The sequence below is a fragment of the Lysobacter sp. CCNWLW3 genome (assembly GCF_036697405.1).
Taxonomy (GTDB): domain Bacteria; phylum Pseudomonadota; class Gammaproteobacteria; order Xanthomonadales; family Xanthomonadaceae; genus Lysobacter.
In genome coordinates, this window is the sequence record NZ_JBAHWA010000008.1 from 38621 (window position 1) to 57915 (window position 19295).

Below are 19295 nucleotides of genomic sequence, written 5' to 3' on the forward strand. Positions count from 1 at the left end.
CGAGGCCTGCAATGAACGAAAAAACTGCTGTACAGGAACGCCGCAAGGCCTCCCTGGTCACGCCGACGGGGCTCGGGGCCGACGCCCGGAGCGATATATCGGCCGAACTCAATGCCCTGCTCGCGGACATCTTCGCCTTGTACCTGAAGACGAAGAATTTTCATTGGCACATGTCCGGGCCGTACTTCCGCGACTATCACCTGCTGCTTGATGAGCAGGCCGATCAGATCTACGCCACGGTCGACCCGATAGCCGAACGCGTTCGCAAGCTGGGTGGACTGACGCTGCATTCGACCGGCCAGATCGCGCGGCTGCAGCGGCTGATGGACAACGACGCCGACTACGTTACCCCAGCGGACATGCTCGCGGAGCTCCGCGACGACAACACCCGACTGACCGGATTCATGCGCACAACGCATGCGCTGTGCGACGAGTACGGCGACGTGGCGACGGCGAGCCTGTTGGAGGTCTGGATTGACGAGGCCGAGCGGCGTATCTGGTTCCTGTTCGAAGCCGGCCGTCGCGGGTAGCAATCCCGCGGGCTTTTCCTCCCGCCTGCGACGCTCCACAAGCCCCCTGCAGCCGGCTCGCTCGACCGAAACAGAAAGCCCCCGCAACGCGGGGGCTTCTTGCGATGGAACGCCTGCAATCAACTGCGGGAGTTGGCGGCCGCCGGAGCCGCCAGCAGCAGCATGCCGCCGAGGATGGCCAGGTTCTTGAGGAAGTGGGTGAGCTGATCCTGGAAGCTGGCCGCATCCGCGTTCCAGAAGGCGTGGAAAATCAGCGTGACCGGAACAATGAAGGCTGCCAGCGCCAGCGCCGCCCATCGGGTTTGCTTGCCGATGATCAAGAGCAGACCGCCACCCACCTCGATCGCGATCGTCAGCACAAGCAGCAGCTTGGCGAACGGCACGCCCGAGCTGGCCATCCAGCCAGCGACGCCGGCGAAGCTGGATATCTTGGTCAGGCCCATGATGAAGAAGATGGCGCCGAGGGAAGCGCGGGCCACGGGGTAACGCAGTTTGGACAGAGTGTTCATATGTTTCTCCGGGACTCAGCTGGGAAGATCGAACAGCAGCACCTCGGCATCCGTGCCCCGATCGAGCGTGACCTGGGTTTCCTGCTCGATCTTCACGGCATCGCCCGCCTTGAGTTCGACGCCGTTGACCTGGACCGTGCCGCGGACAACATGGACGTATCCCAGCCGCCCCACTTCCAGTTCGTGCGTAGCCTGTTCGTCGCCATCCAGTAGCCCGGCGTACAGGAACGCGTTCTGGTTCATCCGAAGCGAACCGTCGCGCCCGTCAGGCGAAACGACCAGGCGGAGTTGTCCGCGCTTGGATGTCGCATCAAAGTGCTTCTCCTCGTAGCCCGGTTCGTACCCGGCCTTGTCCGGGTGGATCCAGATCTGAAGGAAGTGCACCCGGTCGGTCGGCGAGTGATTGAACTCGCTGTGCCGCACGCCAGTGCCGGCGCTCATGCGCTGCACGTCGCCATGACGGAGCACCGAGCCGTTGCCCATGCTGTCTTTGTGCTCCAGGGCGCCATCCAGCACGTAAGAGATGATCTCCATGTCCTGGTGGCCGTGCGTGCCGAAGCCTTGGCCACCCATGACCTTGTCTTCGTTGATCACGCGCAACGCGCCAACGCCCATGTGACGGGGGTCGCGGTACTCAGCGAACGAAAATGTATGGCGGGAGCTCAGCCAGCCGTGCTCGGCGTGGCCACGCTCTTCGCTCTTACGGACCTGCATCATGGGCACTCCTCTCGCTTATGTGCGAATCTATCGAATATCGCTTCCGGTCTTTCCGTGCAGGCTTAATGCCTATATTTTCACGGCAACCTTCTTGCTTGGCGACAGTATGCGAGCAGACCTGGCGTGCTAAAAGCGAGTATTTTGCAGCCCTATCATCGAGAAATTCGAATGCTCCGACTGAGCCTGGATGCCCTGCAGATCCTGGATGCGATCGACCGCCGGGGCTCGTTTGCCGCAGCCGGCAAAGAGCTGCACAAGGTGCCGTCGACGATCTCCTACACCGTAGCCAAGCTCGAGGAAGACCTCGGCATCCGGCTCTTCGAGCGAAACGGGCCCAAAGCAACGCTCACAGACGCCGGTCATGAGCTGCTGAAGGAGGGCCGGCACCTGCTGCGCGCAGCAATCGATCTCGAACTTCGCGTGCGCAAGGTTTCGTCGGGCTGGGAGACGATCTTGGCCATCGGCGTCGACTCTCTGTTCGCTCCGTCGGCGCTCGCCGAGGACCTGAAGGCGTTCTATGAAACGACACGCCACACCCGGATACGCATCGCGCAGGATGCGCTCACAGGCACGTGGGAAGCGCTTCTGGATCGACGCGTCGACCTGCTCATTGGCGCCGCAGGCGAAGGCCCCTCGGGCGGTGGCTACCTGTACGAATCGCTGGGGAGTCTGCCGTTCGTTTTCACCGTCGCCCCCGGCCATCCGCTCGCCGGCGTCAAGCGTCGTCTCACCAAGGGGGATCTGCAGGAACATCTGGCTATCGTGGTAGCCGACTCGGCACGCAGCCTGATCCCACGCACTGTGGGCGTGCTGTTCGGTCAGGACGCACTGACCGTCCCGGACATGCGGAGCAAGTACGAGATGCAGCGGCTGGGCCTGGGCTTCGGGTTCCTGCCGGAACCCTACGCCCGGAGCGCCGTCGCGTCAGGCCAGCTGATAGTCAAAGACGTCGAGGAACCCAAAGCTGCCGAAACCTTCTATCTGGCCTGGCGCTCGGGCGAGACCGGGGCGGCGCAAGCGTGGTGGCGTGAGCGCGCCAAGCAACCAGGCTTCCTCGATCGCCTGGTATCGCTGTCCTGCTGAGGGCTCTGCCGCGATCGTGCACAGCGATTCGCAGGATTGACTTCGGCGCCATCGGTGGCGGCGCGCTTGTGACGGCAACATAAGCCAAGGCAATAGCATCCTGCTTCTGGATCGTCCGAGATGCCTCGACTTCGGTTAGCTTAGCTTTAGGTCGGCAGCGGAAACTCCAGGCGCAAACCGGTTCCGCCGGGACCGGATTCGATCTTCAGCTCGCCGCCCAGGCGCTGCGCGCGCAGGCGCATGCTGGCCAGTCCGGCGCCGCCGTCCGCGGGCGCGGCGGCGGGCGCGATGCCGTGGCCGTCGTCGTCGATGCGCAACTGCAGTCGATCCTCGACCCGGCGCAGGCCCACCTCCACGCGCTGCGCGCGGCTGTGCTTGAACACATTGGTCAGCGCTTCCTGCAGCAGCCGCAGCAGGTCCAGGCTGCGCGCGCTGTCCAGTTCGATCCCGTCCAGGCCGTCCAGCTGCCAGCGGCTGTCGATGTCGGCCGTTTCCAGCAGCCGGCCCAGGCGGTGACGCAGCGGCGCGATCTGCGCGGCCAGGTCGGCGTGCTCGCGCGCGGTGCTGTCGATCACCAGGCGCAGGTCGTCGCGCATCTCCTTGAGCACCTCGATCACCCGCGCCTTGGGCATCTCCGCCGGCGCGCGTTCGAGCTGCGCGATCGCCCCGACCAGGGTGCCGCCGAAGCCGTCGTGCAGGTCGCGCACCAAGTGCAGGCGCTCGCCGGCGCGGCTGTGCGCGAGTTCCAGCGCGTGCTGGCGCGACAGGGTCCGGGCCAGTTCGGAAGTGGCCGCATCGACCTCGCGCTTGAGCTCGAGGTTGAAGCCTTCCACCCGCCGCATCGCGGCGACGAAACGGTAGGACAGCACGAAGCCGATGCCGATCAGGGTCAGCACCGAGGTCAGACTGAGCAGGTAGGTCACCCCGTCGACCCAGCCGAAGAACAGGGCGAAATCGTAGAACGACACCAGCACCGGCAGCAGCAGGCAGGCCGCCAGCACCAGGGTGTCGGGACGGCGGTGGCGCCAGGCCTGGACCAGGAACCAGCCGATGCCGACGTAGTAGATCGCGCCGCCCAGCGCGAACCACAGATTGCGCTGCTGACCCATCCAGGCCGGCGCCAGCGCGGCCGCGATCAACGCCAGCGCCGCCACCGCGCCCAAGGCGCGCTCCAGGCGCGGGAAACGGCGCTCGCAGTAACGCAGCAGGAACAAGGCGTAGCACGCGCCCGCCACCACGTAGAAGGCGGCGTTGAAGGCCTGCCAGGCATCGGTGCTCGCGAACGGCCAGATCCCGGTGGCGATGTGGTTGTAGCCGTACAGCGAGCCGGCCAACTCGGTCAGCGCGAACCAGCCGTAGACGCTGTCCTTGCGCCGCAGCAGCCACATCAGCAGGAACACGCCGCCCAGGACCGCGGCCATGGCCAGGTTGATCAGCTTGATGTCGTAGCGCATGAAGCGCTCGCTGCGGTAGCGCTGCTGCAGCGCCCGCGGATCGCCGACCCGCACCGGCCCGGCGCCGGGCTGGTAGGCCGACAGACCCGACACCCGCAGCCACACGCTGTTCTCGCCCGTGCGCAGCAACGACGGCGGCAACAGCACGTAGTGCGGCGAGTTCCAGGTCCGCGACAGCGGCTCGACCAGGCTGGGATCGCGCGCGACGGCCTCGCCGTTGACGTAGATCGCGCCGCTCATGCTCATGTAATCGGCCAGCAGCGCGGTCGGTCGGCGCGGATCGTCCTGATGCCAATGCAGCCGGTACCAGACCACGCCGTCGTGGCCGGGCCAGCGCTTGTGCCATACGTCCAGCAGCGTCACCGGCGTCCAGCCCGCGGCCGGCGGCGCGGCGGCGTTCCAGTCCGAGCGCGCGGCCTCGGCGCGGTCGAGCAGCAGCGTGCCGGGCGCGGCCGGCTGCGCCGCGGCGCCGAACCAGACGCAGGCCAGCAGCAAGGACAGCCACCAGGCGCAGGCGCGCGCGAAGCCTGCGCCTGACCGGTTCCGGCTCAGTTGAGCAATCCCAGCGCGCGCGCCTCGAACACCGCCGCCGTGCGCGAGCCCACCGCGAGTTTGCGGTAGATGTTCTTGGTGTGGCATTCGATGGTGAGCTTGGACAGCGCCACCAGTTCGGCGATCTCGCGATTGCTGAAACCCTGCGCGACCAGGCGCAGGATCTCGCGCTCGCGCTCGGACAGCTGCGCGGCGGGCTCGGCCTCCTGCGGCGCGGGCTCGGCGCCGCCCCGCGGCGGGCGCGCCGCCGGCAGCAGGGCCAGGATCCGGCGCGCGATCAGCGGATCGATCGGCGCGCCGCCGCTTTGCAGGCTCTTCAGCGACAAGCGCAACTCGTCGTCGTCGCGGTCCTTGAGCAGGTAGCCGATCGCACCGGCCTGCACCGCCGCCAGGATGGTCTCCTCTTCGGCATAGGCCGACACGATCACCGACGCGGTCTGCGGCCGATGGGTGCCCAGCCACGCGATCAGATCGATGCCGCTGCCGTCGGGCAGTTGCACGTCGACCAGGGCCAGGGCGTAAGGATCGGCCTGCAGGCGTGCGCGCGCGGTGGCCAGATCGGCGACCGCGTCGATGCGCGCCCGCGGACCGGCCAAGGCGCGCATCAGCTCGAGCATGCGCGCGCGTGCGGTCGCCTCGTCTTCGACGATCAGCACCGTGCTCAGATCGATGGGCTGCGCTTGCATGCCTCTCTCGCGCGAGTGGTCGTAAGGACGCGCCAGTGTAGCGCCGCCGTGCGGGCCGATGGCTGCGCGGCATCGCGGCCGGGCCCGCCGTACCGCCACCGATGCCGGGGAGCGATAGCGCACTGGATCCGACACTTCAACGCGATGCCAGGGCCTCGAGCACCGCCGCACGCAGCGCCGCGACGTCGCCGGCCTCGACCCGGCGCCAGCCGGCGACGCCCGGATCCAGGCCGCAGGCCGCCGTGGCGATCACCGGCACGCCGCTGGCGAGGGCGCTCAACAGCGCGCGCGGCTGATGCTCGACCCATGCCGGCAACGCGACCGCATCGGCTTCCAGCAGCCCTTGCCGGTACGAGGCGACACGACGCAGGCTGGCGCGGCCCGGGGCCAGACCGCGCTCGCTGTCGCCGGGCGGGAGCAGGATCTCGAGGTCCTGATCGCCCAACGCGGCCAACAATTCGAGGATGCCCTTGCGGGCCAGCGGCGAGGCTGGAAAGAACACGCGCGCACGGCCGCTGCGCGGCACGCGCGCGGCCGCCGGCACAGGCTCGGGCAGGGTCCAGGCCAGCACGCGCGCACGCGCGCCGGCCAAGGCCAGGATCTGCGCATGCGGGCTCCACCAGGCGTCGGCGGCGAGCAGACCGTTCCACTCGGCGTCGATCAGCTCCGGATCGGCGCGGAAGTCGCGCAGCGACAGCACCTGCGGATGCCGCTGCGAAGCGCGGTCGAGTTCGGACTGCAGCGCGCGCATCGGCAGCGCGCTCATCATCACCGCGTAGCGGCGGCCGGCCAGTTCGCCCTCGCGCCACAGGAAAGGCAACAGGCTCTGCGGCAGGACCAGGTCCAGGTCTTGCGGCCGCAGTTGCCGCGCCAGGTCGCGCGCATGCGCGCGCAACTGGGCCAGGCGCACCTGCGGCAGCGCCTGGCCGCGCCAGCGGCCGTAGCGCCAGGCCAGGGATTGCAGCACGCGCCGCGCCGGCGCCTGCGCCGGGAAGCGGCGGCCGCCCGGGCCGAACACCCGGTCCCGTTCGTCGCGCTCCTCTTCCAGGACCGCACGGAACTCGGGCCAGGCCTCCTCCATCCACCACAGCCGCCGCAGGCCCTGCGTGTTCGGGCCGGTGTGGCGGTGGCAGGCCTGCTGGTCGCAGCTGCCGCAATCGTTGCTGGGCTCCGGCGCGCGCCGCGGCGACAGCGCCAGCGGCCAGGCCTGCGGGTCCTGGTTGCGATGGCCGCGGATGCGCAACAGCAGCCGCTGCGCGTCCATGCTCGCTTCCAGCCGCCACGCGAACGGCGCGCGCAGGCGCAGGTCGAGGTAGTTCCAGAACACGGTGGCGTCGCGATCCTGTTCGGCCAGCGAACCCGGCAGCACGCGCGAATGACGGTGGCGTTCGACGACCTCCAGGCCGGCGCGTACCGCGCCGTCGTAGAGGGCATTGCTCAGCTGGCACAGGCCGCCGCCCACCGCCGGGATCACGCAGCCCTCACGCAATTCGCGACCGACCGCGTAGCCGCGGCCGCGGGTCGCGCGTCCGACCTGTTTCCAGAAACTCAGGCTGGCGCCGGCCGGCACCTCCACGCCGTGCAGGCGCTTCAGCGCCAGGCGCAGATTCTGCAGCTTGCCCGCGACCAGCAAGGAATCGGCCTCGTCCTGCGGCCACAGCGGGCTTTCGAATTCGGCCAGCACCGGCGCCTCGCGCAAGGCCTCGGTGCGCGCGTGCCGGCGCGGCCGCCGACCGTCGAAGGCGTCGCGCAGCCAGCGCAGCGCGCGCAGGCCCCAGGCCTTGCACGCGAACACCAGCGCCTGGCGGCGCGTCGGCGGCGGCGCCGTGCGCGCGATGGCGATCGCCGCGGTGTTCATGCCGGATCCGCCCCCCTGCGAACGCGCGACCGGTCCTGACCGGCCGCCGCGGAAGCCATCCTATCCGTTCGCCGGCGCGGCTGCGCTAGGCCTTGGCCTTGGGCACCGTTTTTGCGCCGCCCTTGGGCTTTTCGCGTATCCACACGATCTGGTTGTCGCGGCGCACCTCGAACAGGCCGGTGGCTTCGATCAGATCGCTGAGCTTGCGGTAGCCGTAGTTGCGCGAATCGAACGAGGCCTGGTTGCCGATCTGGTGGCCGACCGCGCCCAGGTGCGACCAGCCGTCGTCGCCGCTGACCGCGTCGATCGCGCTGCGCAGCATCAGCAGCAGCTTGGTGTCGCCGCGCAGGTCCTTGGCGCTGCGCTGCGGCGTGGTCGCGCGCTCGCCGGCCGGCACGTCGGCGCTGGCCGGCTGGCCCAGCGCTTCGACGTAGGTGAACTTGGAGCAGGCGTTGACGAAGGGCTCGGGCGTCTTCTTCTCGCCGAAGCCGTAGACCTTGACGCCGTCGGTGAGCAGGCGCATCACCAGCGGGGTGAAATCGGCGTCGCTGGAAACGATCGCGAAGCCGTCCAGGTTGCGCGCGTACAGCAGGTCCATGGCGTCGATCACCATCGCCATGTCCGAGGCGTTCTTGCCCTTGCTGTAGGCGAACTGCTGGATCGGGCGGATCGCGTATTCGTGCAGCACCGCCTCCCAGCCCTTCAGGCTCTGGCTCTTCCAGTTGCCGTAGGCGCGGCGCACGTTGGCCGCGCCGTAGCGCGCGACCTCGGTCAGGATCACGTCGATCTTCGCCGCCGGCGCGTTGTCGGCGTCGATCAGAAGCGCGATGCGCTTTTCTTCGGTGTTGGCGGCCATGCGCGCGCTCCCGGGCCGCGGCCGGCCCTGTCGGCGCCAGCCTAGCGCAACCGCCCGCGCGGCGCGTGTCAGAAGATAGGCCGGCTTCATCACCGCCGCGCCGCGATAGGCGAGAATGGCGGCGAATCCGACGACGAAGAAACCAGCCCATGACCAGCCAACTCGAACACCTGCGGACGCTGTCCTCGGTGGTCGCCGACACCGGCGACATCGAGGCGATCGCGCGCTTCCGCCCGCTCGACGCCACCACCAACCCCTCCCTGCTGCTGAAGGCGGCCTCGCTGCCGGCCTACGCGCCGCTGATCGACGCCGTGCTCGCCCAGACCGACCGCTGGGACCACAACCGCATCGGCGACGCCTGCGACCGCCTCGCGGTCGCGATCGGCAAGGAGATCCTCAAGCTCATCCCGGGCCGGGTCTCGACCGAGGTCGACGCCAGCCTGAGCTTCGACACCGAGGCCACCCTGGCCAAGGCGCGCCGCCTGGTGCAGCTGTACGACGAAGCCGGCATCCGCCGCGACCGCCTGCTGATCAAGATCGCCGCCACCTGGGAAGGCATCCGCGCCGCCGAGCAGCTCGAGCGCGAGGGCATCCACTGCAACCTGACCCTGCTGTTCTCCTTCGCCCAGGCCGTGGCCTGCGCCGAGGCCGGGGTGTACCTGATCTCGCCCTTCGTCGGCCGCATCCTCGATTGGCATCTGGCCAACGGCATGAGTCCGCCGGCCACGCCGCAGGACGATCCGGGCGTGCAATCGGTCACGCAGATCTGGCGCTATTACAAATCCCTGGGCTACAAGACCGTGGTCATGGGCGCGAGCTTCCGCAACGTCGGCCAGGTGCTGGCGCTGGCCGGCTGCGACCGCCTGACGATCTCGCCGGACCTGCTGGGCGAACTGGAAGCGCGCGACGGCGACGTGCCGCGCGCCCTGGTCGACGACGGCGAACGCTACGAAGGCCCGCGCCCCATGAGCGAGGCCGAGTTCCGCTGGCTGCACAACCAGGACGCGATGGCCACCGACAAGCTCGCCGACGGCATCCGCCGCTTCGCCGCCGACCAGCACACGCTGGAAGACCTGCTGCGACAGCGTCTGGACGGCTGAGGGCGCGCGCATGAATCACGAACCTCCAGACGCGGGCCGCGCGCGCGTACCGCACATCGTCATCGTCGGCGGCGGCTTCGGCGGCCTGTGGGCGACGCGCGCCCTGGCCTCGGCCGACGTGCGCATCACCCTGATCGACCGCCGCAACCACCATCTGTTCCAGCCCTTGCTGTACCAGGTCGCGACCGCCGGGCTGTCCTCGCCCGACATCGCCGCGCCGCTGCGCCACATCCTGCGCGACCAGCGCAACGTCGAGGTGCGGCTGGGCGAAGTGGTCGGCCTGGACGCAGCCGCGCGCCAGGTCGAACTCGCCGACGGCGAGCGCATCGGCTACGACACCCTGCTGCTCGCCAGCGGCGCCACCCACGCCTATTTCGGCCACGACGATTGGGCCGACGACGCCCCCGGCCTCAAGACCCTCGACGACGCCCTGCACATCCGCCGCCGCCTGCTGCTCGCGTTCGAACGCGCCGAGGCCAGCGACGACGAGGCCGAGCGCGCCGCCTGGCTGAGCTTCGCCGTGGTCGGCGGCGGCCCGACCGGGGTCGAGTTGGCCGGCACCCTGGCCGAGATCGCGCGCAAGACCCTGCGCCGCGAATTCCGCCGCATCGACCCGGCCCAGGCCAAGGTGCGCCTGATCGAAGCCGGGCCGCGGGTGCTGTCGAGCTTTCCCGAGGCGTTGTCGGAGAAGGCGCGCAAGCAGTTGCAGAAACTCGGCGTGGAAGTGGTCACCGGCACGCCGGTCAACGCGATCGACGAGCGCGGCTACACCCTGGGCGACACCGTCGTGCCCGCGCGCACGGTGATCTGGGCCGCGGGCGTGGCCGCGTCCAAGCTCGGCGCCCTGCTGGATGCGCCGCGCGATCGCGCCGGCCGGGTCCAGGTGCTGCCCGACCTCAGCGTGCCCGGCCATCCGGACATCTTCATCGCCGGCGATCTGGCCAGCGTGCAGCAGGACGGCAAGCCGGTGCCGGGCGTCGCGCCCGCGGCCAAGCAGATGGGCGCGCACGTCGCGCGCGCGATCCGCGACCGCATCAAGGGCCGGCCCACCACTCCGTTCCGCTATCGGGACTACGGCAACCTGGCGACCATCGGCCGCATGGCCGCGGTGGTCGACGTGCACGGCTTCAAACTCTCGGGCCTGCTGGCCTGGTGGTTCTGGCTGGCCGCCCACGTGTTCTTCCTGATCGGTTTCCGCAACCGCGTGATCGTGCTGATCAACTGGGCCTGGGCGTACTGGAGTTACCAGCGCCACGCCCGCATCATCCTCGGCGACCGCGACGACTGACCGTCGCGGCAAGCGCCAGGGCCGGCGGCAGGCGCCCCCCGCGTCGGCGATGCGCTAGCATCGCCCCACCGAGGCCCGCCTCTCTCATCGCAAGGACGCCATGAGCCGCACACCGCCACCGATCTCTGCGGCGATCCGGCCGCGCCGCAGCGCGCTCGCCCCTGTCCTGTTGATGCTGGCCGCCTGCTCCTCCGACGACGCGCCCAGCGCGCCCGCGGCCGCGGCGCGCGCGCCGTTCGCGGACGCGGCCAAGAGCGAGGCGTCGCCGGCCAGCGCCGCCGCGACCGAGGAGTTCCTGGAGCAGGTCCGCGTCGAAAGCGACGCCGCCGACGCCCGCGACAAACAGCAAGGCGCCCTGGGCTATTCCGGCCGCCTGGCCGAGGCCATCGCCAGCGAAGTCGCCTACGCCGAAAATGGCGGCGCCGCACGCCGCTTCGTGGTCGCCAACCGGCTATGGGCGCTGGCGCCGACGGCTTCGGAGCGACTGCACCGCAGCGCCGACGAGCTGCTACCGGACCAGCCGCTGATCGTCTACGAACTGGCCTTGCACTACACCCGCAACGACGACTGCCCGCGCGCGCTGCCGCTGTGGAAGCGGCTGAAGACCGTCGGCGTGTCGCCGCCGCAGGCGACCTTCCTGTCCGCCTACTGCCACCTCGTCACCGGCGACGAGCGCGGCGCCTACGACCTGGTGCAGGCCTCCGACGTGCGCGAGTCGCATGTCGGCGCCGAGAAAATGTCCTACGCCGTGTTCGGCGGTACCGACTACCTGACGCTGCACGACGAGGACTACCGCAAAGCCGAAGCCGGCGACCGCGTCGCCCTGGATCGCGCGCTGGCGCGCGCCTTCGACTGGCGCAGCGATTGGTGGAACTACGGACAGAACACGGCCGCGCGTGACGCGTTGCACGACCTGATGGCGCGCCTGTGGTCCGCGCAGAAACGCGAACGCGCCGAATGGGACTGCCTGTGGCCGCTGTTGATCGACAGCGAGCGCAAGCTCGGCGTCGCCGACCTCGATCGCTGCCAGCTCCTGGTCGGTGCGCATTCCTATCCGGCGAGTTCGGCGCTGGGCCGGATCGTGCTCGGGCGTCTGGCCGCCGACGCGGAGGACGAACTCGACTTCTCCGGGTTCCACGCCCGCCACGCCGCGACCCTGCGCGAACGCGCCTACGGCAGCGCCGGTGATTTCGAAGCCCTGCGCGTCCTGGCCTTTCTGCAGCAGAGCGTCGGGGACGAAGCCGGCTTGGCGCAGACGGACGAACTGGGTTGGAAACGCTACCGCGACGAGGCCTTCGCGCGCAGCCGCATCGAACATGCCCACCTCGCCTCGGGGCAGACGCCGGATGCCGCGTTCCGCGCCATGCTGCAACAGGCGATGCGCGATTTTCCGCACGTGCCGCGCTTCATCCTGATCGATGCGGTCTACCGGCATCCGGATGGGGAGCTGCCGGTCGCTGATCTGAGCCGTCTGCTGCAGGCCGAAACCCGCGACCTCAGCCTCAGTCAGGGCGAAGCCGGCATCCGCTCGTCCACGCAGTTGCTGTCGATGTACCGCCGCCTGGGGCGCGCCTTGAACGCGGCGCCCTGACGCGGCGCCCAAAACAAAACGGCCCGGTTTCCCGGGCCGTCGTCGTCGTTGCCGGCGTTCGCGCGGATCAGGCCGCGAACAGCGCCCGCATCTTCTTCAGCGCATTGGCTTCGATCTGGCGGATGCGCTCGGCGCTGACGCCGTACTCGTCGGCCAGCTCCTGCAGCGTGATCTTGCTGTCGGCATCCAGCCAGCGGCGCTTGACGATGTCGCGCGAACGCTCGTCCAGGCCCGACAGGCCTTCGCGCAGCAGGGCGAGCTGGTTGTCTTCCTCGTCCTCGCGCTCGTAGCTCTGCGACGGGTCTTCGTCGTGCGCGCGCAGGTAGGCGGCCGGCGACGGCGGCGCGTGGTCGTCGTCCTCGTCGGCCGGCGCGTCGAAACCGACGTCGCGGCCGGACAGGCGCGATTCCATTTCCAGCACTTCGCGCTCGGAAACGTTGAGGTCCTTGGCGACCTGGCTGACTTCCTCGGCGTTCATCCAACCCAGGCGCTTCTTGCTCTTGCGCAGGTTGAAGAACAGCTTGCGCTGGGCCTTGGTCGTGGCGACCTTGACGATGCGCCAGTTCTTGAGGATGAACTCGTGCATCTCGGCGCGGATCCAGTGGACCGCGAACGAGACCAGGCGCACGCCCTGTTCCGGGTCGAAGCGCTTCACCGCCTTCATCAGGCCGATGTTGCCTTCCTGGATCAGGTCGCCGATCTGGAGGCCGTAGCCGTTGTAGCCACGGGCGACGTGCACCACGAAGCGCAGGTGCGAATGCACCAGCTCGCGGGCGGCGTCGAGGTCTTCTTCGTCGCGGAAGCGACGCGCCAAACTCTGCTCGTCTTCGACGGTCAGCACCGGAATGCGGTGCACCGCGCCGATGTAGGCGTCCAGCGAACCGAGCGCGCTGGGCACAGGCAGGTTGTTGGCGACTAGGGCGTTGGAGAGGGTGGTCTGGGTCATGGCAGCCATCTTAGCAGTCGGGGTCTAGGACTGCTAAAGACCCCGGAAGTTCCGCAGTGTTGCGTGGATAGAACGAATCCCGCCCCGCCACGGCCGTCCGAATGTCGAGCGCACTAAACGCTGTCAGTAATGACTTTATGCGTGTCAGTGGCGCGTAACCATGTCAGCAATAGCGGAAAATACTCAATTAAATCAATAACTTGACTTCTATTGAGCGCGAGCGGCCAGATGTCGAGCGCGCCAAACATATGTCAGCACTGGTCAATTCAATGTCTGCCGCCATTAAGCATGTCAGCACGGCAACAACAACCCATATAAATCAGCAACTTATCTTGGCGATCAGTCGAGTTATCCAAACCGATCCGGCTGCTGCGACCGCTCCCATTTTCTGACGATGTCAGCCCACCTGAGACCGTTCACCGCCCCCTTGGAATCGTCGTCACCCTCGGCCAACCCCCATTTATCCAGCCCGTCCTTGCAGCACCAGGCCTAATTCACACAAATTGACCATGAAGAGCTTTGGCTATGGCGCCGGGGAACACAAATATTGCTTTAGCCGACAGCAGACTTTCGGCGGGTGAGCGGGCGCTGGCGGTGCCGTTGGCTTCCGGCCCTTTAGGACGTTCCGGAGTGTTCGCGAGCCTCGGTGCTCAGCTATAAAACGGGGACCTGCGATGCTCTTCAAGCCCACCGAAAGATTGCGGGGAACCTGCACCCCTGCTCCTCGCTGACAGATATGGCAATAATCCAGAGTTCAGGAGCATTCGGAAGCTGATGGTTCCATCTAAAACCACATCGAACCCGAAGGCACCTCGCGGCGGCAGCGCGAAACATACGCCCGCGCCGCTGCGTTCAACGAGCGGCGCCGGGTTTGAGTTCGAGGACCTGATTAGTGCCTGGCAACTGGTGAAGGCCCTCTCGGGTGAGCAAGCACCGGGGGTCGGCCACGTCGTTACGCAGGTTCAAGCCCAAGTTTCGGACTTGCGCTGGTACATCGACGACCTGCTGCTGACGGCGCAGGCGACCGGTGCGCCGCGGCGGCTAGCGATCTCGGCTAAGGGGAACTTGCAGGTAACGGCGGCAGGCCTCCCCGCTGACTTCGTGAAGCGCGCCTGGGCACAGTGGCGTGACTCACAGGGGCCGTTCAACCGCGCGACCGACCAACTGGCCTTGGTGACGCTCGGCGCCCATCAGGTGTTCGACCCTGCGTGGCGAGAAGTGAAAAACGCGTGCAGCGGCACGGATACAGCGCTCACGATGAGCCGCATCCGCAGTAACAGAAGGCAGTCGCGTGTCTTCGACAGCGTCCAGAAGCCCGGCGGCGCGTCCGACGAAGAGACAATCGAGCTCATTCGTCGCCTGCACGTGCTGCCGACGGACTTGCAGTTCGCGCACTCCGACAACGAGACCCAGGCTATCGCGCAATGCCGTCGCTTGCTCGCGTCGGGCCGTGACGACGAAGCAAAGACTCTCTGGGAGGGGCTCCTGAGCATCGCGAAAGAGGTACGCGTTCGCAGCGGGACTATCACCGTGCTAGACCTGCTGTCCTTGCTCCGGGGCCAGTTCGGCCTCCGTCATCACCCAGACTTTGAACGCGATTGGGAGACGCTCTCCAACATCACCGCGGACCACAAGGCGCGAATAGAGACGGAGCTACCCTCAGGCTATGCCGTGCCTCGCGGAGAGGAGAAAACGTCGCTCCAGGCAGCGGTCACCGACAATCCGGTCACGGTGGTCTTCGGGGAGTCTGGCTCAGGCAAGTCGGCGCTTGTCAAGTCGGTATTGGACGGCGCGCACCCCTCTTGGAGCCAGGTGTGGTTTGACTCGGAACACCTGAAGACGGCGCTTAGTGCGGCGCGCCGCAGCACCCTTCCCCTGACGCACGAACTTTCGATTGTTCTGAACGCCGCGGTGAAGCCGCAGAACGTGCTGGTTATCGACTCCGCGGAGCGCATCGAGGCCGGCGAGTTCGTCGTCATCCGCCAGCTACTTCGAGCCATCCTGCCGGATGACGGTGAAGAGACTGAAAGTGCGTGGCGGGTCGTCATCGTTACGCAGACGCAGAATTGGGGCGCTGGCGAGGAGACGATATTCGGCGGACGGAAAGCGCGTCTGGTCGAGGTCGGGGCGCTCAAGGGCGATGCTGCGAAGTTGGCGCTCCTCCCATCGCCCGCGTTGGGCTGGTTGGTCGCGCATGACGACACCATCGCGGCGCTGACGAACCTGCGAACACTGGCGTGGGTCATTAAGGCCGGCGCTGCGCTCGGATCGAACGCCGGTGGCCTAGCGTCCCACACCGCTATCGCCGACAGCCTTTGGAAGTACTGGACGAAGGACCACGCTGACGTACAGGCACTGATGATGCGCCTCGCCCAGCGAGAAGCATCGTTCGAGCGCAGCTTCGCGCTGACCTCCTTGGAACCGACGGATACGGCAACATTCACGCAACGGCCCCAGGAGCTTCCACTGCGCCTGAACGAGCGGACCAACAGGATCGAGTTTGAGCATGATCTAGCAGCGGATTGGGCGCGTTTCCAGTTCCTGAAACAGACGGACACGCCGCAGTGGGTCCCACTGGCGGGCAATCCGCTATGGACGAACGCCCTCCGGATGCTGGGCCAGTTCCTGCTTCGACAGGCGGCCGAGACTGCCACAGCCTGGGACGTCGCCTTCGGAGCCGCGGAGGCCGCGAAGAACGAACTGGCGGGCGATATCCTCCTTGACGCTCTCTGTTTGGACCCCGATGCCGAACGCTTCCTGACCGAGCGCGTCGACCTTCTCCTCGATAACGACGCGAAATACTTCACGCGGCTGCTTCTGCGCTTCCACTACATCGCGACGGTGCCGACCGGCGGCGGAATGGGACTGAGCGCGGCGGCCGGCTTGTACATAGAGGCGCAGTACCGCTCGATTGTCTTTGGCCGGTGGCCGCCCATTCTCCGCTTCCTTATCGCGCAACGGGAACGACTAGCTGGACTGGTTTCCCCCGCTCTCGCAAGGGTCATCGAGACCTGGCTGACGAAGACACCACAAACGCTGAGCAACGGCAATCTGATGCCCTTCCGTCTGGAGATGGCTGAGCTGGCGCTCACCATGGCTCGGACCGTGCAAGTTGAGAAGGGCCACGGCGTGATGTATCTGACGCATGAGCCTTTGCTGTACACCGCGCCACTGGCTGGCGCGGCCGACCTGCCGACCGCGATCAGGAACTGGGCGCTCGAACTCGCCGGACGCCGAGAGATCGACGCCGATGTCAGACGACGAATCGCCGAGGCTCAACTTAATAAGGCGAATGCGCACGCCAAGCGCCTGAAGACCGATGCCGAATACAAGGCACGGCACGAAGAACGGATGCAGGTTCCACCCACCCTCAGGTCGTTCCGCGAGCGTTTGCCGCCTTGGCCGCTGGGGGCCAGCGGCAAAGTCGACATGGACTTCCGGACCGCCTGCATCAAAAAGAACGGCATCCATTCTCTGATGCGTTCGCAGCCTGAGCTGGCCGCCGAAATCCTGCTCGCGCTCATCATCGAAGACCAGCCGGAACGAGAGTACGGGGCCGACCAGTTCGAAATGGACCTCGGCCTCGACTACCCCGAGGATGCATCCCCGACGATCTTCTGGAAGAGCCCGTTCTTCACCTTTTTCCAGTTGGCCCCGGAAACGGCGCTTACGTCGCTCATAGCGCTAGTGAACTTCTGCACAGAGCGCTGGGCTGCCGAGGTAATGAAACGTCGCTCCTGTGAGGCTCCCGGGGTGACACTGCAACTCGCGGACGGGTCGATTAAGACCTTCCCCGGCTGGTGGCAGGTTTTCGGCTGGCCGCAATCCAATGACTCGCGGAACGGAAGCCTGTTCTGCGCTCTAGATGCGCTAGAGCGCTGGCTTACGCTACGGATCGACGCGGGTGAAGACATCACCACTGATATCGAGAAGATACTCCGCGAGGGGAACTCCGCGGCACTAATTGGCGTGCTCCTCAATGTCGCCAAGTATCGGCCGTCGTTACTGACAGGACCTCTCGCCGCTGCGCTGACATTCCCAGCCTTGTTCTTTTGGGACAGCGCCCGCGTGAAGCAGGTTGGCGATAACTTCATCGGTTGGAGCTTGCTCCAGGATGGCCAGGCGATGTTTGACTTCGCCCGTGACTGGGCCTTGGCGCCCCATCGCCAGCGGAAGTTCCTCGATGTCGTTGTGGAACTCCTGTTGGCCAACGACGAGATCGCGCGGCGTCTTCAAGCATTGCTGCCGACCTGGGCGCTGCCTGAAGACCCGAAGGAGGCACTGGAGTTCAAGCTGCTCTTTGCCGCGCTCGACGAGGCCAACTATCAGGCCGTCACCGAGCCGGCGACGGGCACGGAAACCAAGGCCTTCGTCTGTCCTAACGAGCTGATTCTCGAGGTACAGTCGTGGCAGGCCGATAACACGCCAACCCTTTCATACCTTCTCGTACCGGACCGATGCGAGCGGCGGCTTCAAAGTGGTCAACCGATCACCGAAGATGAGGCCAGGTACCTCTTCAATCTGCTCCAGGAATGTGAGTCCAGAGCAGAAGGCGATGATGAGGATGTGAAGTCAAAGTGTCGTTTCGCCGCAGCCGGCACGCTCGTCGCGTTGGGCGGCGCTTGGCTCGCCCATAACCCTGAAGCGCAAAAGCACGCGCTCGAAGTCGTATGCACCGGTGTGGCGGAGGTCGCGTCGACAGGAGAAGAGATTCGCGGGCGGCTTGTGGGGAGCCTCCACGACGAACTGAAGTTCGTCGCCTACGCGGTCATGCACCTGTGGCTCGCCGATGGCGATGGCATTCAGGAATGGGAGCCCGCCGTCCTGCGTCTTCTAACGAGCGGCGACACGCGAGCGACCGCCGTTGTGGTCGGCGTCGCCTACGCCAATCGAGAGCAGCTTGGCACCGCGTGGTGGCGGCTGCTCCGCGCCGGGCTGTTCTGGTCGGGCCTCGCTCTGCTCGCCCCGCACCACGGCGATGGCAAAGGCGCAGAGCGCGCCTGGAAGGCGTGGCTCGCTCGGCTGCGGCGCTTTCCGCTCCGTGGACCGACCGCGACGCCGGATGACCTTGACTTCAACCGGATCGTCGTGGGCCGAGAACGCTTAGACTTCCAGCGTCGGATTCGGCTCTACAGGGCAGGCGAACAGACTTGGCGCGGGGAACCGGAGCGTAAACGGGGCGGTTCGCTAGACCATCATTTCCTTGGGGTCCTGTTCAGCTGGCTCATCAAAGGCGACGGTACTGGCGACCGCGACCTCGATACGCGCTTGGCGCTGCGCATCTGGGACTATGACGCCGCCCGCGCTCAGGCACGCGAAAAGAAGAAGTACGGCGAGTACGACCTGCCAAGCCAAAACATCGGCTACGACATCCTCCTGAAGCTCGGAGCCCTGTCGCTTGTGGCGCCCGACGGGGAAGCGCGCGCGGTTTGGGAGCCTGTTCTCTCCCACGGCCCAGCCGCGCACTACGCGCTGCAGCATTTCATCCGAGGCTTATTCCTGCGCCTCGGGAAAGGTGACGACCCGGTGATATTTGAGCGCGTCTGGCGGACTATCGTGGAGTACGGCCTCACAGCCGATTGGTCTAAACCCGGCCTCTGGTTTTACGGCGAGCACTTAATTTGCGACCTACTTGGCTTCGGCAATGAAGACGCACTGTCCCGACTGAGCTTTGGCGCGCCCCTGCGGATGAAGGACATCTACGAGCGCTGGGCCACCACGCACCTCACCCGCGACGAGGAATCCGTAACGCGCTTCTGCCAGTTCCTGATGACGAACTTCGGAGCCCCCCTTCGCCTTGACGGACTTCGCTGGCTCGCCACCACTCTGAAGGAACGCGAGCCGTCCAGCCTCTGGTACCGCGAGGGAACGGGTGACGCATTGGTGGAGCTGGTGGCGGCGGCGCTGAGCTCTGATTCGCGAGCACTATCGCAAGACGCTCAAGCGCGGCAGGCGCTTGTTGAGATAGCCGCAGCCCTCGCAGCCAAGAATATCCCAACCGCCCTAGCTCTCCAAGAGCGCATTAGGCAGCTGCGATAGCGATCAAGAACCGGCTTCACATGCTCGGTGTGAGGAGACGCCGTTAGCGGTTCCTATCCATCGTGTCAGCAATAGACCGCTTCCAA

The 19295-nt window shown here is 66.9% G+C and carries 13 protein-coding genes; 6 read left to right on the forward strand and 7 right to left on the reverse strand.

Annotated features, from left to right (window positions below):
- Nucleotides 1-11 precede the first annotated feature (11 nt).
- Nucleotides 12-530 carry a DNA starvation/stationary phase protection protein gene (locus V1318_RS14000; RefSeq protein WP_332940319.1) on the forward strand — a complete coding sequence of 173 codons (519 nt, stop codon included), beginning with the start codon at nt 12-14 and terminating at the stop codon, nt 528-530.
- Nucleotides 531-649: 119 nt separating this feature from the next.
- On the opposite strand, the gene V1318_RS14005 is transcribed toward V1318_RS14000, so the two are convergent.
- Together V1318_RS14005 and V1318_RS14010 are read right to left on the reverse strand one after the other, a co-directional pair.
- The gene (locus V1318_RS14005) at nt 650-1039 is read right to left on the reverse strand and encodes a DoxX family protein (protein ID WP_332940320.1); all 390 of its coding nucleotides are present in this window, start codon (nt 1037-1039) and stop codon (nt 650-652) included.
- Nucleotides 1040-1054: 15 nt separating this feature from the next.
- Nucleotides 1055-1756 carry a pirin family protein gene (locus tag V1318_RS14010; RefSeq protein WP_332940321.1) on the reverse strand — a complete coding sequence of 234 codons (702 nt, stop codon included), beginning with the start codon at nt 1754-1756 and terminating at the stop codon, nt 1055-1057.
- Nucleotides 1757-1924: 168 nt separating this feature from the next.
- Between V1318_RS14010 and V1318_RS14015 the strand changes: the two genes are divergently transcribed.
- On the forward strand, nt 1925-2839 hold the full coding sequence (locus V1318_RS14015; protein ID WP_332940322.1) for a LysR substrate-binding domain-containing protein: 915 nt from the start codon (nt 1925-1927) through the stop codon (nt 2837-2839).
- A gap of 146 nt (nt 2840-2985) precedes the next feature.
- Here the strand turns inward: V1318_RS14015 and V1318_RS14020 are convergent, their stop codons facing one another.
- The 4 genes from V1318_RS14020 to V1318_RS14035 form a co-directional block, all read right to left on the reverse strand.
- Nucleotides 2986-4788 carry an ATP-binding protein gene (locus V1318_RS14020; protein WP_332940323.1) on the reverse strand — a complete coding sequence of 601 codons (1803 nt, stop codon included), beginning with the start codon at nt 4786-4788 and terminating at the stop codon, nt 2986-2988.
- Between the two features lie 53 nt (nt 4789-4841).
- A complete protein-coding gene (locus tag V1318_RS14025; protein WP_332940324.1) occupies nt 4842-5531 on the reverse strand; it encodes a response regulator transcription factor in 690 nt (229 codons plus the stop codon).
- Nucleotides 5532-5667: 136 nt separating this feature from the next.
- A complete protein-coding gene (locus V1318_RS14030) occupies nt 5668-7389 on the reverse strand; it encodes a VanW family protein (RefSeq protein WP_332940325.1) in 1722 nt (573 codons plus the stop codon).
- Nucleotides 7390-7474: 85 nt separating this feature from the next.
- Nucleotides 7475-8245: an NYN domain-containing protein gene (locus V1318_RS14035; protein ID WP_332940326.1), complete on the reverse strand. Its 771-nt coding sequence runs from the start codon at nt 8243-8245 to the stop codon at nt 7475-7477.
- A 149-nt stretch (nt 8246-8394) separates the two neighbouring features.
- Here V1318_RS14035 and tal point away from each other — a divergent pair, with 149 nt between their 5' ends.
- From tal to V1318_RS14050, 3 genes are all read left to right on the forward strand, one after another.
- Nucleotides 8395-9345, forward strand: a complete 951-nt coding sequence (gene tal / locus V1318_RS14040) for a transaldolase (RefSeq protein WP_332940327.1) — start codon at nt 8395-8397, stop codon at nt 9343-9345.
- A 10-nt stretch (nt 9346-9355) separates the two neighbouring features.
- On the forward strand, nt 9356-10633 hold the full coding sequence (locus V1318_RS14045) for an NAD(P)/FAD-dependent oxidoreductase (protein WP_332940328.1): 1278 nt from the start codon (nt 9356-9358) through the stop codon (nt 10631-10633).
- Between the two features lie 100 nt (nt 10634-10733).
- A complete protein-coding gene (locus V1318_RS14050; RefSeq protein ID WP_332940329.1) occupies nt 10734-12224 on the forward strand; it encodes a hypothetical protein in 1491 nt (496 codons plus the stop codon).
- 67 nt (nt 12225-12291) lie between these two features.
- Here the strand turns inward: V1318_RS14050 and rpoH are convergent, their stop codons facing one another.
- Entirely contained in the window at nt 12292-13170 is an 879-nt protein-coding gene (gene rpoH, locus V1318_RS14055) for an RNA polymerase sigma factor RpoH (RefSeq protein WP_332940330.1), read from the reverse strand.
- Between the two features lie 774 nt (nt 13171-13944).
- On the opposite strand from rpoH, the gene V1318_RS14060 reads away from it, so the two are divergent.
- On the forward strand, nt 13945-19209 hold the full coding sequence (locus tag V1318_RS14060) for a hypothetical protein (RefSeq protein ID WP_332940331.1): 5265 nt from the start codon (nt 13945-13947) through the stop codon (nt 19207-19209).
- The last annotated feature ends 86 nt before the right edge of the window (nt 19210-19295 follow it).

Coding starts and splice junctions, on each gene's coding strand:
- V1318_RS14000 (WP_332940319.1), top strand. CDS start 12: ATGAACGAAAAAACTGCTGTACAGGAACGCCGCAAGGCCTCCCTGGTC.
- V1318_RS14005 (WP_332940320.1), bottom strand. CDS start 1,039: ATGAACACTCTGTCCAAACTGCGTTACCCCGTGGCCCGCGCTTCCCTC.
- V1318_RS14010 (WP_332940321.1), bottom strand. CDS start 1,756: ATGATGCAGGTCCGTAAGAGCGAAGAGCGTGGCCACGCCGAGCACGGC.
- V1318_RS14015 (WP_332940322.1), top strand. CDS start 1,925: ATGCTCCGACTGAGCCTGGATGCCCTGCAGATCCTGGATGCGATCGAC.
- V1318_RS14025 (WP_332940324.1), bottom strand. CDS start 5,531: ATGCAAGCGCAGCCCATCGATCTGAGCACGGTGCTGATCGTCGAAGAC.
- V1318_RS14030 (WP_332940325.1), bottom strand. CDS start 7,389: ATGAACACCGCGGCGATCGCCATCGCGCGCACGGCGCCGCCGCCGACG.
- V1318_RS14035 (WP_332940326.1), bottom strand. CDS start 8,245: ATGGCCGCCAACACCGAAGAAAAGCGCATCGCGCTTCTGATCGACGCC.
- tal (WP_332940327.1), top strand. CDS start 8,395: ATGACCAGCCAACTCGAACACCTGCGGACGCTGTCCTCGGTGGTCGCC.
- V1318_RS14045 (WP_332940328.1), top strand. CDS start 9,356: ATGAATCACGAACCTCCAGACGCGGGCCGCGCGCGCGTACCGCACATC.
- V1318_RS14050 (WP_332940329.1), top strand. CDS start 10,734: ATGAGCCGCACACCGCCACCGATCTCTGCGGCGATCCGGCCGCGCCGC.
- rpoH (WP_332940330.1), bottom strand. CDS start 13,170: ATGACCCAGACCACCCTCTCCAACGCCCTAGTCGCCAACAACCTGCCT.
- V1318_RS14060 (WP_332940331.1), top strand. CDS start 13,945: ATGGTTCCATCTAAAACCACATCGAACCCGAAGGCACCTCGCGGCGGC.